Here is a 17133-nt window from a genome sequence, read left to right as displayed (position 1 = left end):
GATTGCGCTGTATCTGTTTGTGTTGCAGCCGGCTGTTGCGGTCGTATTTGAACTGGGTGTTCAGGCGTCCCTGAGTGCGTAATACTTCGCGGTGCAGGTTGTCGCGTTCGATGTCGCTGATGATGTGGCCGTCGATGTTTATCTGGTGCAGGTGGCCGGAACCGTAATAGAGGTTGTTGATGGTGCGCCCATCCGGCAGGGTGGTGGCGATGCGGTTACCCAGTGGGTCGTACTGGTGGCTGAGGGTGCCCTGTGCGGTGGTTTCGCTCAGCAGGTTGCCCAGCTGGTCGTAGCTGAAGGTGATGAGGTCGGGTTCAGCTTCTGCGGGCAGGCCGGCTTTTTTGTAGCCGACTTTGATAAGGTTGTCGGCTTGGTCGTACTGGTAGGCGGTGTTGCCGTCGGTGGTGTATTTGCCGATCAGGCGGCCGATGGCATCGCGTTTGAAGCGGTGGGTGATTTCGGCACTGCTGCCGGCAGCAAAGTGCACGGCGCTGACGTTATTCAGTGCATCATAGCTTAGTTGTTGTTTACGCCCGTCCAGATCGGTCTGTTCGATCAGGCGGTCGGCAGCATCGTATTGAAACTGGTAGTGTTCGCCGTTTTCGTTGATGAGGGTGTTGAGGCGGCCATAGGCATCGTAGTTAAAGCCGAGTTTGCGTCCGGCAGCATCGATGCGGGTGTGTACCAGTCCGCGCGGGTCGCGCTGGTAGTGGGTGCTGTGGCCGGCTGGGTCGGTATAGGTCAGTAGCTGGCCGGCACTGTTGACGCGGTAGTGTTCCTGTCTGCCGTCGGTTAAGGTTACGCCGGTGAGCTGGCCGGCGGCGTTGTACTGGTATTTGCTGCTGTTGCATTGGGCGTCGGAGATGGTGCTGAGGTTGTTATGCGTCGTAATTGAGTTGGGTGGTGGTGCCGGAGCAGTCTCTGTGTTGGATTAGTTGGCCGTTCTGGTTCCAGCGCAGGTATTTTTTGCCACCGCGGGCATCGGTTATTTGACTATCTGGCCATGCTGGTCGTACTGGTAGTGGGTACGCTGTTTCATGGGATCGATAACGCTGCGCAGGTTGCCGCGCTGGTCGTAGTAGTAACGCCATGTGCTGCCATCGGGGTCGACGCTGATGGTGGGTAAAGCCCAGTGTGGCAGCCACTGGGTTTGGCTGGTACGGCCGAGGGGGTCGGTTTCTTCAGTTTGACGTCCCTGTTCGTCGTAACTGTAGCGCCACTTCCCACCCTGCGGATCGGTGACGCTGATCAGTTGCTGGTTTTCGTTCCAGTCAAATTCGGTGGTCTGCCCTAGGACATCAATGTAACGGGTGAGTTGATAGACTTCGTTCCAGTAATGCTGGCTTACTCGACCCAGGCTGTCATACGCAGTAGTCAGGCGTTTGCTTAGGTCATACTGGAAGCGGTAGTCTTCCAGACGTTTGCCATCGGCTTCACTCCAGTGACGGATGACGCGCCATTCGATGCCATCTGATCCGCTGAAGCTATCCCACTGGTAATGACACTGCAAGCCGGTGGGCAGGCGGTGGTAGTTCATGCGCCGGCCGTTGTCGTAGGCAAATTCTCTGGTGGGGCGGTTTTCTGCATCGATGACTTGTTGCAGGTCACCCTGTTCGTTGTAGTGGTACTGGCTCAGTAGCTGGCTGCTGCCATCGGCTAGTTCTCTTTTGATGTGGGTGACGCGCTGGGGATGGCGTTTATCCTGATAGTGCAGGGAGATGGTGGCGGTGTTGTTGTCGGCGCTGATGTGGCTGATGCGGCTGTGCTGATCGCGGTAGATAAACAGGTGGTTGTCGTTGCGGTCTTGCAGCAGGGTGAGGTAGAGGCGATTAGGCTGGTTGGGATCGGGTTCAAACAGGCGGTAGATGCCGTCATCGTCTTCGATGATCCAGCGATTCTGTTGGCCACGGCGGATGGTGAGGTTTTCGTTTACGCCGCGGATGCCTTCGCCCGGCTGCAAGGCTTCGATCTCAAGGCGCCGGCCTTGTTCTTCTATGTAGACGGCGGAGCAGGAGCCGTCTGGCTGCGGGGAAATTTCCATTTCTACTTCATAGGGGACGCTCCAGCCGGCGCCGAACATGCCATGGGTTCGTTCGTCTCTGCTGCTGTAAAAGCGTTGCCATTCGATGGAGAAATGGGCGGGGATGGTGAAGTCGAGTTCTTCCTGGTCTGTAAGTATTTTGGCGCCGGTAGGTAGATGGACGGGATTGCCTAGAAAAACAGTTGATGCAGCCCTTGTCCCTTGTGCTGTAAGATGGCTGAGAGCAACACCGGTGAAAAAATCTTTCCCAAAGCAGACTATTTTGGTACACAGTTTTCCGGGACGCAATATCGCTGTTGCTACGGAAACTATCAGGTTGATGGGATGTTTGCCGCTTTTGATTTCGCGCACGACAATGGGTTCACCACCGATGCGCACGTTGTTGGAAACTCTGACGCCACCTTTGCAGTTGTCGGTGACTTTGGCTTCGCAGGTGCTGCGGTCGTTGCTGCGTACGGCAGGCTGGCCGTTGATGTAGACTTTGCTGGAACCTTCGGCCATGTATTCGGCACCACCGGTTAATGTCCCCCAGCCTGCGCTGAGTATGTCGATACCGCCTTCGATAATGCCAAGTGGTGAGATATCTGGTAATTTCTCGGAGTATTTGCTACCCAGATCGGAGAATGAGGATGGGTGTTTGTGGCAAATGATTTTGTCGTCTTCTTTAGGGACAGCCCGTGGGTCTGGAGAGGCAACGGTGGGTCTGACCATTTCTTTGGCTATTAGTGCTGCACCACCAAAGATGCCAGCAGCAATATCGATGAAGGTTGTGGGTTGTTGCGGTTGTTCGCTGCTATCGACTAGTTCTATGCTTTGGTCTATTGTACCTGCGGCGCGAGCTGCTGGTTTGCCGTTGATATGGGTGTTGGGTGAACCTGTTTTGATTCTGCCATCTTCGGAGGGAGGAAATAAGCCACTGACCCAGTCTGCTAACTATGATATCTTGGAGTACCGCCAGAAACGCCCATAACTACGCCGACAAGTGCCCCCAGAACAAGGGCGCTAGTGCCGCCGGTAAATGGAGCTCCCAGTATTAGGAAACTGGCTGCAGCGGTAAGAGCCGTATAGCAGGCTATTTCTACGGCGGCACCGGCGATATCGGCAATTAGTGAGGTATGTAGAAGTACATCGCCCTCTCGGGCAGCCCAGTAGGCTTCTCCCATAGCAATCCCCTTAAATGATTGGTTTTGAGCTCGAAACTTTGTTTGATTAGCGGCCAGTGGCTTAGCTGTTTTTCCGGAAGTTGTTTATGCTTCACCTAATTTATTGGGTAATGGAAAACAGTTAAGTTGGCAGGTGCTAACCATCCCTGTTAAGCTAAATTATGCCATAATTTAACCTTTTTTATCTAATTTTGTTAATTATTGATATATATAGATATGAATTAATATGCTGGTATTGAATGAGGATGATGTGTTTTAGGTTTATCCTTTTTTAGTGTTAGTTTTACCTTATTCTCTAAAAAAGTTGTATGAATTAGTATAATTACTCCAGCCAATATTAACCATTCTACTAATAACTGCTGTGTACAGTTAATCCATCATAGGCAGGAGCGCAGTTTTTGGGACAGCGCTGTTTCAGACTAGAGTATTCCTGCGCATGGGTCATGTGGATAAAGTAGGTTTGTCTGGCATTAATGCGCTTCGCGTAGGCAAAGGCCTGTTCGGTGCTGAGGTGGCTGGGGTAGGTGGTGTCCATCAGGCAATCCAGAAACAGGTAATCCAATCCGTGTAAATGTGGGAATATGGATTCTTCGATGTGATTAAGGTCGGTAAACCAGGCGATATTGCCGATGCGAAAGGCACTGGTTGTCCAGCTACCGTGTGGTACGCCGAATTGCCATACAGGTACGCCATCAATATTGAGAACGCTATTTTGCCCCTGATTCAGTGGCAGTTCATGAGCACGAAGTACTGGCCGGTTCCAGTAATTGTTTTGTTCCAGAAAGGCATAATCGAAACGGCTGCAAATATTGGCCAGCGTATCATGATGGCCGTAAATGGGAATGGCTGCCTGTTGTTTATAGCAGAATGCGCGCAAGTCATCGATGCCATTAAGGTGGTCGGCGTGGGGATGGGTGTAGAGTATGCCGTCAATGCGTGACAGTTTGTGCTGTAAAGCCTGGTGATAAAAATCAGTGCCGGTGTCAATTTGCCAGTGTTGCTCACCAATCTGTATATGGGCACTGCAACGAGTGCGCCGGTTTTTCGGGTCGTTGCTGGTACAGGTGGGACAATTACACCCGATAACTGGTGTGCCAGAAGAGCTGCCACAGCCAAGTACAGTAAGGGTGAGCTGAGTCATGGTTAATTATCAAGTGGCGGGAGTTTGTTGAAGAGACGATAGGTATTGGCGGTAGTGGCCTCTTCAATCGTAGCGATGCTGTCGCCACGCAGCTGTGCTACAAATTCGGCAGTATAGCGTACGTAAGCCGGTTCGTTGGGTTTGCCGCGTTTGGGTACCGGCGCCAGATAAGGTGCATCGGTTTCCACCAGTATCCGGTCTAATGGTACATAACGGCATGCTTCCTGTATCTGCTGGGCATTTTTAAAGGTTACGATGCCAGAAAAGGAGATATAAAAGCCTAAATCCAGTACTGCTTTGGCAAAGGCCGTATCTTCGGTGAAGCAGTGGATAACGCCTTGCTGAGCATGGTTTTCACGTAATAGGCGCAAGGTGTCAGTGCCGGCATCGCGTGTATGGATAATCAGTGGTAAGCCGGTATGGTTGGAGGCCTGAATATGAGTACTGAAGCGAGCATGCTGCCAGGCCAGGTCGCCGCTGCACCAGTGATAGTCGAGGCCAGTTTCGCCGATACCCACCACTTTAGGATGCTGGGCGGCGGCAATCAGCTCGTCCAGGCTCATTTCTGCTGAGTTCTGGTCTTCAGGATGTACGCCGACACTGGCAAACAGGTTGCTATACTGCTCAGCCAGTGCCAGTACTTCGATGGCGCTGGTTTTGTCTACGCTGATAGCAATAGCCTGCCGTATGTCTGCCTGAGCCATGTTTGCCAGTATTTGTGGCAGTCTGGCCGCCAGCTCAGGCATGTTTAAATGGCAGTGAGAATCGATAAGCATGATTACAGGGTATAGGTAGCGCGTTCGCTCAACAGTAATCCGGGCAAAATGTCTTCAATGGCCTGTTTGACTGCAAAGCTGTCTTCATTATTGTCAAACGCCAGACCAATTCCCTGTGGCTGGCCGGTAGAAGTGGTGGCAGTGTTAATCCATACTACTTTAGTACGCAAATATTTGGCTTCGTTGAATGCCGGCAGGGTAGCGACTAGTAATACTTCTTCACCCATCTCGAAGTTGTCGGTTGTGGGCGCAAACAGGCCGCCATACTCTAGAAAAGCCATGTAACTGCGGTAGAGTTCAGGTTTATCGGGGATGGTTAGGTTGAGCATTTTGCCCGGTAAATTGGTAGGAGCTTCAGCCATAAATTTCTTTCATGGTTTTGTGTTTTTATGCTGACACACATTAAGATAGTCTATTAATAAATCTTCAAGCTGCATTTTAACATTGAGGGTATGTTTACCGTAAGGGGCAAGTGCATTCACTCTGTCGATTAAGGCAAACAGAGACAACGGGTCGATTTGTGCGGTAATCTCGTTTAACGCATTTTGCCATGTGGGGTAATACATGGCGTGTATGTGTTGCTGTGCCAGTGACATATCCAGTAACCATTTAGCCAGCCAGTCGAGAAAGGTGGATAGTGCCAGTTTTTGTTTGTCAAATGCAGCGGCGTAATCCAGCAGCGCGATCAGGCGTGGCTTAATCAGTAGGGGAATAAGTTCGTTGCGCAGCTGGTTGTGGCTGTCGTTATCTGCAAATAATGGGGCACCGCCGTGAAAGGCCAGCAGGTCTGCTGCATTGTCACCATGCTGTTGTTGCACATAGACTAGTGCCTGCGCGCGTGCAGGCATGGTTAAAGCCAACTGACGGCAACGGCTTTTAATTGTTGGCAGCAGGCGGTCTTTCTGATGGCTCACCAGAATAAACACCATACCTGCCGGTGGTTCTTCCAGAATTTTCAGCAGGGCATTGGCGGCCTGAAGATTCATGCTTTCTGCTGGATAAATCAGGGCAACGCGTTTGCCACCCCGATGGGCACTCAGATGAGCAAAATCCAGTACGTTGCGTATGGTTTCTACTTTAATCAGTGCCTGCTTGCGTTCACCGCCTTCGCTGTCGGCTTCTTCTGGCGTTACCAGCAGGAAATCAGGATGGCTGTGCTGGCTGTATAAATGGCAGGATGTACACTCACCACAAGGCTGATGGTTGGCACGCGGCGATTCGCACAGCAGTGCCTGTGCCAGATATTCGGCAAATTCACGTTTACCAATTCCCGGATGGCCGTAAAGCAGCCATGCGTGCGGTTGCTGCTGCCAGTGTCGGGCAATCTGTTGCCAGACAGGTTCGAGCCATGGATAAATCATGAATTTAATCCAAACAATTGTACTAGTGCCTGATTAAGCTGCTGCGCTACTTCACTCAGATTTAAACTGCTGTCGACAATGGCGTAGCGTTGCGGTACAGCCGCAGCACGATCCAAATAAACTGTGCGCGTGTGCTCAAAAAAAGCTGTATCCAGTTGTTCAAAGCGGTCAGGGTTACTGTTTTGGCTCAGTCGCTGCTGGGCTACTGTTAAGGGTACATCCAGCAGTAAGGTCAAATCAGGCTGCAAGCCTTGCTGTACCCAGTTTTCCAGAATGGCTATATCAGCCAGTGGCAGGCCACGGCCTCCGCCCTGATAGGCAAATGTGGCATCGGTAAAACGGTCACTTACTACATGTATGCCTTGTGCCAGTGCCGGTTTAATTACTTCATCCAGATGCTGCTGGCGTGCAGCAAATATCATCAGGGTTTCTGTACGGGCATTGGCGTGGGTAGCCGGATCAAGCAACAGCTTGCGTAGTGCTTCGCCAATGGCGGTGCCACCTGGTTCACGGGTAAAAAGTACCGGTAATTGGTGCTTTTCAAACCAGCTGCGTATGGTATCGAGATTAGTCGATTTGCCGGCACCATCAATTCCATCCAGCGTAATAAATTTTGCTTTCATCTATACAAATCCGGTTAGCGTTTTTTCAAGATATATTGGCGAACCGCAGCATTGTGTTCATTCAGACTATGACTGAACTGGCTGCGGCCAGTACCATCGTTACGCGCCACAAAGTACAGATAATCGTTACTGGCTGGATGAGCAGCCGCTTCCAATGCTGCTTTGCCCGGCAGTGCAATAGGACTTGGCGGCAAACCGGCACGAGTGTAAGTATTGTACGGTGTATCACGGCGTAAATCGGCCTTGCCAATTTTACCTTTATAAAGGCTACCCATGCCATAAATCACGCTAGGGTCAGTTTGTAAACGCATATGCTGATTGAGGCGGTTAACAAATACTGCTGCTACATTGCTTCTGTCTTCAGCATGGCCGGTTTCTTTTTCAATCAGGCTGGCCATAATCAGTAATTCGTAGGCAGTCTGGTAAGGTAGATCACTGCGTCGCTCTTCCCATGTAGCCTGTAAATGCTTTTGCATGGTGTTATAAGCCTGTTGATACAGTGATAAATCGCTGCTGTCAGAGCTGATATCATAAGTAGCCGGAAAAAACAGGCCTTCTGCATGTGTATAACTGTGATCAGCTCCTAGTTGCTGTAATAATTTGCTGTCTGGCCAGCCCCGCGTAGTGTGCTCAATATCAGGTGTGTTATCAATAATTCTGCGCATCTGTGCAAATGTGTTACCTTCAATGATTTGTACCGTAACGCTGTCTGGCTTGCCAGTGCGCAGCCTTTGCAGAATCTGCCAGCTGGAAACGGAGTGTGGTAAGCGATAGTTGCCGCGATGGATTTTATCCCCCATACCCAGCATATGTGCGGTACCGACAAATACCCAGCGGCTATAAATCACATCGTTAGCTGCCAGAGTACGGCTTACTCCACTGATGCCATAGCCAGCCGGCACTTTTAAACGATAGTCCGCATTATTTTTAGGTAAAAATAAGAGTGTAGCCCACACCAGCGCAAAGGTTAGTAAGCCCGTAAATACCAGAAGCATAGCCAGTCGTTGTTTGCGCTGCATAGAAGCGTTCCTGTTTTAGCATGAATAATCTGAACCAGTCTGCAAGTATAAATTTAATTCTCAGGTGCGACTACTCTTGTTATTAACCCACGGTTATAAAGAGATTAGATGGACGTTCGGCAGAAAATTTTTGCCGGTTGAGAGCTATATTTTCTGCTTTCAGTGTGAAAAATTAAATCGGGGCTTGCAAAATTTAGTAGTTCAGGTAAAATGCGCAGCCTATTCAGCAATAACTGGCTGAAAGCAGTTGGGGGTATAGCTCAGTTGGTAGAGCGCTTGCATGGCATGCAAGAGGTCAGCGGTTCGATCCCGCTTACCTCCACCAAATAAGATGTTGATTAGTAAAGATAACTAGACGCTTCGAGGCGTCTAATTTTTTATTTGCTAAATCTATTGTGCGGGTTTTGTGCGGGTCATGCTGCTTTCTTCCTTATAATGGTGAGGGATACTCTTTGCTTAGGATCAGTTTCCAATACCTTATTCGCCAATTCAATCATGCTTCAAGCGTTGGTGCTGAGTAGTGTGAAGTTACACTTTTGTCGGATTTATGCCCCATCAAATCTTTTCTATCCTCCTCGTCTACTCCTGCGACTCTTAGTCGACAACCAAACGTGTGCTTAAGATCGTGAACTCTCAAATTTTTAAAGTCCTCATTGGCTGGCACTACAGTTATTTGCTCATATTCTTTTGCCGCTCGTTTTCTGGCATTTTTCCATGCGTTGTTTAACATTCGACCAACTGCTTTTCCGTCGCATGGAAATACGTATTGAGGATGCAATCCGCGCTGGGCTTCTATAACTTGTTTAGTGGCTTCATTGAGTACAACTATCCTTTCATCAGTATTTTTTACGCCTCCTTTGCCGGTGCCGCCAAAATCAGCCGGAATTATAAAAATACTGGTGTTGAGTTCAGGTATTTTAACCTCCCACCGCCAATCAAGCTGGCATACTTCCAACCAGTTCTGTGCTGATATATGAGGCGCAATATAAGCCTTAAAATGATTAATACTACAGCCACAATAGGCAGCCGCTTGCTCAACTCTAAGTAATCGCGGTTGCATTTTATTCCTTAAAATCTAAAAACAGCCGGCTAATTGCCGATATGTGTTGTTACGTTTACTTAGGGTTATTCAGGTTGCGGTATGTTATGCCAGTCGCAGGATAGGCCGCCCGCATAAGTAAGCTAAACAAACCACTTTTCGCTCATCGCTTAAAACAATGGATGTTTCTGCTATGTATCGAGCGACATGGTTTGCAACTCGTTCCTGCTTACTTTCGGATGAATCACAGCCAGCAATAAACAAAGCCACACAAGTGGTTATCAGTGCAATTTTTTCATGATGGTATTTACATTCAAAAAAGGGGAAGTGTATTTCCCTAATTGATTTTTAAAACAAGGCTAAAAATAAATTCATCACGAGGTGCTGCGAGCTTTAAGTGCAAGCAGTTCCATTATCGTTGGGTGCATATAACCAATACAGCTATTAATCCCGCCTGATAATGCTGCTAGCGTGCTGGTAAATCTTAAAAAGTCCTCTTGGCTTAGCTTTTGAGTAATATCATTATTTGTATAGCCGTCCGTTAATTTAGATAACGTTTCCATAATAAACGTTGTTGTATCTAATGCCTGAAAACAATATTCACTAAGATGTTCTAAATCTTTTTTGCTGATCCGTTTTAGTTTTCCATCTAGAGTTTCATCAAGGTTCTGTATTATGGCAAGCAACTCTGCGTTATTCAATAAGCTGGCTATTTCATTATGGTAACTGGCGTGAAACTTATCTTCTACTTGCATTGCTATATACTCCTAGTTAGTAAATCATTTTATTGATAGGTTGATTAGGTTTTGTGCGAATTGTATAAATCGGATGATGTAATCCAATAAATAGTGTCTTAATAATAGCAATAGTAAACAAAGTAACCATTAATTTCATTGCTATTAAATCCTTTGTTTTTTCTTTCATTTCTTACCGCGAAAAAATAACCTTAACAGGTGTTTTACGGGCAATCAATGTTTGGCTGAGGATTGGGTTTTACTGCGCTTTCCAGCTAGTGGCGTCTAACAATGGTTCTGGGATTTCTTAGATGCCCCATGCCGTAATGCGTCTCGGTAGTTATTGGGGGCAATTTTATTAATATGATTAAAGCATATTGTTGCATACCATATCTTACGACCAGCGCTCCCGTTGGCCTATGCTCCCAGCAAATACGGTTGCCATAAGGGTGATTTTAATTTATGCATATGTATTTTTAGCTTCATGATTAATTTCATTAAAAAAGCCAGCTATTTGCTGGCTTAGGTTAATCACATTTTTATCTATCAACGTGTTCAATAATTAAATCATTCTTTATCACTCTGTTCATAAATCGAGATCGCTTGTAGTTCCGCTTCTACAATTGTTTTCAGTTCAACTAACCTCTTATCTAATTTAGCTTGCTCGACTTTATCGGAGGCTGAAAATTCTAGCCATTTCAGAGCGCCATATTCATGTGCATGATCCATAAATAGGGATAGTTGCTTCCCTAATTTAGCAGGGTCATCATTTAAGCAGCCTATTTTATATGCTATGCTGGACTTAAGTTCATCTTGTAAAAACCAAGGCTTCTTTTTATGAACTACAACAGCTTGTTTAATATGCGGAGCATACACAAACGTTTCTTTTCCGCTATAGTAACCGTCAAGTACTTTTGCAACTACTTTTCCGCAAACATATATCTTTTTGTTATTGGTATTGAAATGTATTCTAATATCATAGAATGTCGCTGATTCAGGTCGGAGTAATATTTTCCTTACTGCTTCTTTTGCTTCTGAGGCAAGAGAGTTATACTTAGAGTAAGCAATAGTACCGGAAATTATCATTGCCACAATGATGGCAAGAATTAGATAAAGCTTTTTTTTATTCCGGCCTGCTTTTTTAGGTGGCAACGGCTTAACTTCCTCAGATTCTTTTGGCTTGGGCGGAACCTCTAAAAGTTCTGGATACGCAATAAACAAACGCGAATTGTATTTCTTACGCAACTCTTCATTAAGCAGAACCTGTTTACATAGCTTTAAGTCCTCTAAAGAAATCGTCTGTTGCTGTGCCGCTTTTTTCATTGCATTAACGATGTCTAAATGTGAGGCAGTAGGCTTTAGGCTTAATAATTGATATAAGTTTTTAAATGCCATCATTTGTTTCCCTTTGTTGGATGAGAAATATTACCACAGCAGAAGATAAATGTTAATTATTGTCAATATAATTAAAAATTTATTAAAAAGAAAAACAATCGCATGTGCGCGTGGGCTTTTTTATTGTAGGTAGATACAGCTATGAAATTGAAAGTCAAAGCCAGCAGACTGACACCTGCCGGTTGTAACAGCCGGCTTTCATCTTCTAGATAACGCAAGGGTAAAGCTGGTGTATGGGGGTAGTAGACTATGCGTTGCTTGTGTGAGGCCGTGCTGCTACGAGACAAATACACCCGTCAGTACGGTGGTTATGCTAGCGTTGAGGGTATGAAAGTGGATCATATTGTGAACATTACAATAACCAAGCGTTTAATATGCTTGGTATCAAAAACGGGCATAAACGCTCCTGTTTTAAGCGCCGTTCAATCACTGCACATCATCGTGCTATGGTTAACTGGGCAATGTGGGTTAAACGGGTAGTGAAGACGTTAGTACTGTTTTAGGCATATATGCAACAATGTGAAAGTTTTGATAAATATTTTTACAATTTACCATTGCGTAAGAATTGAATATTTAGTATATTGCAAATCGTTAATCTCTTTTCCTGTTTTTGTGCTGGTGTGGCAACTTTGCTGCATCCAAACTAGAGCTATTAACATATTTCTCCTTTTTTAGTTGATATACTTTACTATTTTTACCCGCCTGCTCCTTGGCGGGTTTTTTATTATGCAAGTAAGTTTGGTTGGCTTTTATGAATACTCAATGCGGTAGCCAATTTAATTGTTGTGGCTTTACGTGGTCGTTTTGATGATTCCAGTGGTGAATAAGCTGGTTGAATTTTGCTTAATTTTTTGGCACATTCTTTTTGTGTAAGTTGCAAGTACTCACGCCATGCCCGAGCTGGTGAGTATTGTTTATCGAACAATAAATCCATCACTTCACTAGACTCGCCATCGGTAAGATTAATTTTAGACTAGCTAGTTAATTGCAAGTGTTTATCATAAGGAACTAGGATATATTCAAGATTAACAAATCAATTATTTATAACTTGATACTTAGTAAGTACGGACATCGCGTTTTTTCACCGCTTCAATGGAGACGATGCTAATGTCGATTTATATTTAAACCCTATCCGATAATTGCTAACTTTTAGTTTGTGGGTTGGCTTTGTGGATAAACACAGTGGATTTGTGCTTACTGCGCTGGTTTAAAATTGTATTTTTGTTTCATCATCCAAAGGTGCTCCTATAGCTGGTGATACTTTTGCTTTGTCTGCATAAATCTATACTATACATCACAATTGCTGGTTCGAACTAATGCAAGTTTGTGGTCACGATAGATATGATAATGCCAATTATAGATAGGTTACCAGTAAATGAGTTGATAAGCATGCAATCATATTTGGATGGTTATTATCAATTAATAAATGCTAAATAATTATACAATAAACAGCATTGATACATTTACTGCGCAAGCAGGAAAGTTATTATAAAACTATTTGGCAATATAAATAGTGCTTTTGCTGATAATTGCAGGCTTTAGCAGCACAAGATTTTAACAAGTTCTGAAGCAGTTTAGTTTGTTTAAAACTTGCAAATTATGCTTAAAAGAGAGTATAGTTAAAAAAATATTTTAAAATTTAATCGAGTAATTTTAATTTTTCCGTATAAGGTTGGTTTTGAAAATAAATATACGGTTTTAATAATTGTTGTTTTTGATTAAGTACCATATGAAGAAAGAAAGTAATGAGAAATGGAGTTTAATATACATAATTGATAAAGATAGTATTGAGCAGGAATCTGGTAAATGCTAGCCGCTTTAATTAGCGTTAATCGTTTAACCTACGATATTTTATACTTTAAATAATTATGATGGTTTATTAATATAGTTGTTATTTCCTATATTGGATGGCTAAATAGCGGCAGAGATTGTTGATAAGCAGCTTATTTCTATCTACAAATAAAATTATCGTTATGGCAAAATGATTGCAGGTCATTTACCGACTACTTGAATATTGCTGAAAATTAAGCAAGTAAATTGTTATATCTTATATCAATATAAAGCTTGCTAAATAGTCTGATACAAACTCAGGTTAAATAAACAGCTTTTTTGCGCTTATAGGAGGATAAAAATAATATACTGGTATTGTTCTTGAGCTGAAACTGAAAAATGTATTTTTATTCTGATTAAAAATGAATTAAACACTATATTGCTCTTGGGACTATATAAACATGCAGACAGTATTATTTTTATTAACCGCATTAACGTACATAATTTAAACAGCTAACGCACTTTAATCAAGCTTTGGTTGTAATCTTATATATAAATTTTTCAGGTAAATTTTGTTTTGCTAGCAGCATTGCAATTGCGCTGGCTATCGTGGCCTTTATACGATTTTCGGCTAACAGGCTGCTGTCATTATGCAGTTTATGATAACTGTAATATCCTTTTTCATATTGGAAATGAATCTGTTAACGCTTGATGACAGTATGGCCAGATTTGAAAACTTTGCTATGACAATATTCATTATGAATGGGTACGAGATTATTTAGCTGAAAATTAAAATACAAATAATAAATGAATTTCATTTAAACAATTAATATATGGATATAGCAGATGGAGAATAAAAGAAATTTAAATATAAATTGAAACTAGATTCGAATAATACATTAAAGGGAGCGTAAACAGATAAATGCACAAATGATATTAAGGTATTGGCTGCATTATTTGTAAATTCGATAAGATGAATAATGATACATAAAGGTTAAATAATGAAGGGTACCCTATTCAAATATTGCAAAGGATTTTGCCATATGCTGACTCTTCTGGCATTTTTTTTCTGTAGCATAATGCCAGCCAGATCAGTATTTGCGCAAGATGTAGAGTGTGCAGAAGTTAAAATCGTGATTGAGCAGAAACTGTCTTTTGAGCGACAGGCTTTTGATGCACGAATGTTAATTAAAAACGGTCTGGACGACAGGCTGAAAAATATCCGGGTTGAGCTGATTTTTACTGATAAGGATAATCAGCCGGTTGAGGTAACTCAGAGCACTGAGGATAGTAAAGCCAAGTTTTTCTATCGTATTAATTCCCTCTCCGGGGTTAATGATATCAGCGGAACAGGGCAGATAACAGCAAAATCCAATGCGGATATTCACTGGCTGATTATACCGGCATATGGAGCTGCTAAAGATAAAGACACGCTTTACAACATTGGTGCCAGACTTACCTATGAGCTCAATGGTCAGGAAACCACGGTTGATGTTGCACCCGATTACGTGGTGGTGAAACCTCAGCCATTGCTGACACTGGATTATTTCTTGCCGGGTGAGGTTTACGGGGATGATCCTTTTACTGCAGAGGAAGAGCTGCCTGTGCCATTTACTTTGGGCGTACGCATCAAAAATGACGGTAAAGGTATTTCCTATAAAACCATGATTGATTCAGCCCAGCCTAAAATTGTCGAAAACAAAAAGAATTTACTGGTTGATTTCAGCATTCTGGGTAGTTATATCGGAAATCAGCCCGCTGGCAAGAGTTTGTTGCTAAATTTTGGCGATATAGATGCGGGTGCGGCTACTGTCGGCCGCTGGAATATGAGTGCCAGTCTGTCGGGTACGTTTACTGATTTCAATGCGACATTCACTCACGCTGATACTTTGGGTGGTGCAGTTACCAGTCTGTTAAAGGCCACGAATACACACACTTTAATCCATGATGTGAAAGTTGATTTGCCTGATAGTGATAATATTGCCGATTTTCTGGCACGTGATGGTGATGTGGTGCGCCTGTACCAATCCAGTGGTGTGGATACAGAAGTAACCGAGCAAAGTAATCAGGCTACTTTAAAAACAGCCAATGATGGCTATCAACTAACTTTTCCGGCCACCAGTGGGTTTGTCTATACCAAAGTAGCTGATCCTTTTAAGGGTAGCAAGCAGCCACATGATGTTGTGCGTTCGGATGGCAAACGCTTATTAAATGATAATGTCTGGTTATCCAAATCACGTAATAAAGATTTGTCTTGGTCTTATTATGTGAATGTGTTTGATTATGATTCAACCGGAAAATATAATTTATTTAAGCATGGAAGTGTTCAGGCTAAGGGCATGATTGCTGGTAAGGTATACAATGATCTGGATGCAAATGGTCTGCTGAATAATGGAGAACCCGGGCTGAATCATGTCAAAGTTGTCTTGTCTGGTCAGGATAACGCTGGCAATAGGGTTGAGCAGGTTGCTTATACTGATGATTCTGGTAAGTTTATTTTCGATAAGTTACTGGCTGGCGACTATTCTATCTGGGTTACCGATGTAGAGGGTATGATTGACGGGCCAGCTATTGCGGGCAGTGCCGGAGGTAATGCTGTAGCAGGCAAAATTGAGCATATTGTGCTAACAGATAATATGCATGCAGAAAATAATCTGTTTGCGAAGCAAAAAGCTGATAAGCCTTCTGTACCTGGTAAAGCAGATGTATCACTGAATATTGAACTCGTACAATGGGATTCTGTATTAGCGCAGGATACAACGCAGTTATTGCTGACTATCACGAATCAGGGCACGGCAAGCGCACGTAATATTTATATGCAGACTAATTTATCTGATAATCTTGAAATTACCAGCCAGAAAGTTGTGGCGGGAAATTACAATACTCAGGATGAGCGGATTGATAAGCTTGCAGCTGGTGAAAGTACGAAACTATTGCTAACAGTAAGAATAAAGGACACTGAAAAAGTTGGCCAGTTCACTGCACGCGTAGATAGTGAGACTGAGGATGCTGATTTAAACAATAATCAGGTTAGCGTTGCTGTACAACCTGGTGTGGCCGATATTGCGCTGGAGGTTGAAAAACTGCGGCGGATACCTACACTACCTGATGATAGTGTGCAAGTGTTAGTAACCATCAGCAATAAGGGGCCAATGGATGCACACAATATTTATCTGCAACCTGTTTTAGGCTCTAATCTGCAAATAACCAGCCAGAAAGTATTGATGGGCAATTACAATAAGGCAGAGAAGCGGGTTAATAAGCTACCATTAGGTGAAGCGGCTATTGTATTGCTAACAGTAAAGGTAACTGGAGCCGATGGTAAGGGTGATTTTACTGCCCGGGTGCAGAGCCAGCTCGCCGATCCGGATACAAGTAATAATTCGGTTACACTTCCTGTGTCAGTACACGAGATGTGAAAAATAGCCAATTAAGCCTGTACTAGCTTAAACTTAATCTGACAGACACTACCTACTCATCGGCATTCGTTCTAACACAATGACTGTCTGATGAGTAAAATAAATTCTCTAGCTGCTTTTCTTTAGCCAGTCCTTTTGTCTCTACCCAAGTTTGCCAAGGTGTCTTACCATAACAGTATTTCCCTGAATGTGCTCTTTCCCGATTGTAAAACTCTAGCCAAAGCTCAATATCTTGTTGTATCTCTTTCAGTTCTGTATATATTTTACGTCTAAACATAATATCATAACACTCGGTCTTCATCGTCTTATGGAACCGCTCACATATACCATTCGTTTGCGGACTGTAGGCTTTTGTTTTCGTATGCTCTATATCCTCCAAATTCAGATATAGTTCGTATGCATGACGCTCTTTATGACCGTTATACTCACTTCCTCTATCCGTCAGAATTCGTAAAAGCGCTACCTGCTCATTATCAAAAAATGGTATCACTTTATCATTGAGCATATCCGCAGCAACTAAACTGTTTTTCTCCGTATATACTTTAGCAAACGCCAGTCTTGAATAGGTATCAATAAACGTTTGTTGGTATATTTTCCCAATCCCTTTAATATGACCAACATAATATGTATCTTGTGCGCATAAGTATCCAGG

At 43.9% G+C, this 17133-nt stretch carries 17 protein-coding genes and 1 tRNA gene; 5 read left to right on the top strand and 13 right to left on the bottom strand.

The annotated features are described in order from the left end of the window. A partial coding sequence (locus BGI33_RS06625; RefSeq protein WP_180298969.1) for an RHS repeat domain-containing protein occupies positions 1 to 487 on the bottom strand: 487 nt, incomplete at its 3' end. A gap of 102 nt (positions 488 to 589) precedes the next feature. Between BGI33_RS06625 and BGI33_RS14350 the strand changes: the two genes are divergently transcribed. Beyond that, positions 590 to 748: a hypothetical protein gene (locus tag BGI33_RS14350; RefSeq protein ID WP_257380425.1), complete on the top strand. Its 159-nt coding sequence runs from the start codon at positions 590 to 592 to the stop codon at positions 746 to 748. 58 nt (positions 749 to 806) lie between these two features. Next, positions 807 to 935 carry a hypothetical protein gene (locus BGI33_RS14345; RefSeq protein WP_257380424.1) on the top strand — a complete coding sequence of 43 codons (129 nt, stop codon included), beginning with the start codon at positions 807 to 809 and terminating at the stop codon, positions 933 to 935. 50 nt (positions 936 to 985) lie between these two features. Here BGI33_RS14345 and BGI33_RS06605 read toward each other — a convergent pair whose 3' ends face one another. From BGI33_RS06605 to mltG, 8 genes are all read right to left on the bottom strand, one after another. Continuing rightward, entirely contained in the window at positions 986 to 2752 is a 1767-nt protein-coding gene (locus tag BGI33_RS06605; RefSeq protein WP_100090488.1) for a DUF6531 domain-containing protein, read from the bottom strand. 218 nt (positions 2753 to 2970) lie between these two features. Further along, positions 2971 to 3204 (bottom strand): hypothetical protein, encoded by a 234-nt coding sequence (locus BGI33_RS06600; RefSeq protein WP_100090487.1) that lies wholly within the window; start codon positions 3202 to 3204, stop codon positions 2971 to 2973. A gap of 349 nt (positions 3205 to 3553) precedes the next feature. Further along, positions 3554 to 4345 carry an MBL fold metallo-hydrolase gene (locus BGI33_RS06595; protein ID WP_100090486.1) on the bottom strand — a complete coding sequence of 264 codons (792 nt, stop codon included), beginning with the start codon at positions 4343 to 4345 and terminating at the stop codon, positions 3554 to 3556. A gap of 2 nt (positions 4346 to 4347) precedes the next feature. Next, positions 4348 to 5124 carry a TatD family hydrolase gene (locus BGI33_RS06590; RefSeq protein WP_100090485.1) on the bottom strand — a complete coding sequence of 259 codons (777 nt, stop codon included), beginning with the start codon at positions 5122 to 5124 and terminating at the stop codon, positions 4348 to 4350. Beyond that, positions 5124 to 5483: a PilZ domain-containing protein gene (locus BGI33_RS06585; protein WP_100090484.1), complete on the bottom strand. Its 360-nt coding sequence runs from the start codon at positions 5481 to 5483 to the stop codon at positions 5124 to 5126. The genes BGI33_RS06590 and BGI33_RS06585 overlap by 1 nt, the downstream gene beginning before the upstream one ends. Positions 5484 to 5492: 9 nt before the next feature. Then, positions 5493 to 6482 carry a DNA polymerase III subunit delta' gene (gene holB / locus BGI33_RS06580; protein WP_100090483.1) on the bottom strand — a complete coding sequence of 330 codons (990 nt, stop codon included), beginning with the start codon at positions 6480 to 6482 and terminating at the stop codon, positions 5493 to 5495. Further along, the gene (gene tmk, locus BGI33_RS06575) at positions 6479 to 7105 is read right to left on the bottom strand and encodes a dTMP kinase (protein ID WP_100090482.1); all 627 of its coding nucleotides are present in this window, start codon (positions 7103 to 7105) and stop codon (positions 6479 to 6481) included. Before tmk ends, holB begins: the two co-directional genes overlap by 4 nt. 14 nt (positions 7106 to 7119) lie before the next feature. Then, positions 7120 to 8124: an endolytic transglycosylase MltG gene (gene mltG / locus BGI33_RS06570; RefSeq protein WP_373885271.1), complete on the bottom strand. Its 1005-nt coding sequence runs from the start codon at positions 8122 to 8124 to the stop codon at positions 7120 to 7122. A 249-nt stretch (positions 8125 to 8373) separates the two neighbouring features. On the opposite strand from mltG, the gene BGI33_RS06565 reads away from it, so the two are divergent. Continuing rightward, positions 8374 to 8449 (top strand) — tRNA-Ala (locus tag BGI33_RS06565). 168 nt (positions 8450 to 8617) lie between these two features. Here BGI33_RS06565 and BGI33_RS06560 read toward each other — a convergent pair. From BGI33_RS06560 to BGI33_RS06550, 3 genes are all read right to left on the bottom strand, one after another. Continuing rightward, complete coding sequence (locus BGI33_RS06560) at positions 8618 to 9184, bottom strand: tyrosine-type recombinase/integrase (RefSeq protein WP_100090481.1); 567 nt, start codon at positions 9182 to 9184, stop codon at positions 8618 to 8620. Between the two features lie 353 nt (positions 9185 to 9537). After that, on the bottom strand, positions 9538 to 9918 hold the full coding sequence (locus BGI33_RS06555; RefSeq protein ID WP_100090480.1) for a hypothetical protein: 381 nt from the start codon (positions 9916 to 9918) through the stop codon (positions 9538 to 9540). 546 nt (positions 9919 to 10464) lie between these two features. Next, positions 10465 to 11295, bottom strand: coding sequence for a hypothetical protein (locus BGI33_RS06550; protein ID WP_100090479.1), 831 nt, complete (start codon positions 11293 to 11295; stop codon positions 10465 to 10467). 371 nt (positions 11296 to 11666) lie between these two features. On the opposite strand from BGI33_RS06550, the gene BGI33_RS13765 reads away from it, so the two are divergent. Together BGI33_RS13765 and BGI33_RS06540 are read left to right on the top strand one after the other, a co-directional pair. Beyond that, positions 11667 to 11795 (top strand): hypothetical protein, encoded by a 129-nt coding sequence (locus tag BGI33_RS13765; RefSeq protein ID WP_257378925.1) that lies wholly within the window; start codon positions 11667 to 11669, stop codon positions 11793 to 11795. Between the two features lie 2346 nt (positions 11796 to 14141). Further along, positions 14142 to 16481: an SdrD B-like domain-containing protein gene (locus BGI33_RS06540; RefSeq protein WP_180296963.1), complete on the top strand. Its 2340-nt coding sequence runs from the start codon at positions 14142 to 14144 to the stop codon at positions 16479 to 16481. A 52-nt stretch (positions 16482 to 16533) separates the two neighbouring features. Here BGI33_RS06540 and BGI33_RS06535 read toward each other — a convergent pair. After that, a partial coding sequence (locus BGI33_RS06535) for an integrase core domain-containing protein (protein ID WP_144235376.1) occupies positions 16534 to 17133 on the bottom strand: 600 nt, incomplete at its 5' end.

The sequence above is a fragment of the Snodgrassella alvi genome (genome assembly GCF_002777425.1).
In the GTDB taxonomy this organism is placed as follows: Bacteria; Pseudomonadota; Gammaproteobacteria; order Burkholderiales; family Neisseriaceae; genus Snodgrassella; species Snodgrassella alvi_B.
Note: the sequence above shows the minus strand (reverse complement) of the source record. Positions and strands in the feature narration are given on the sequence as shown.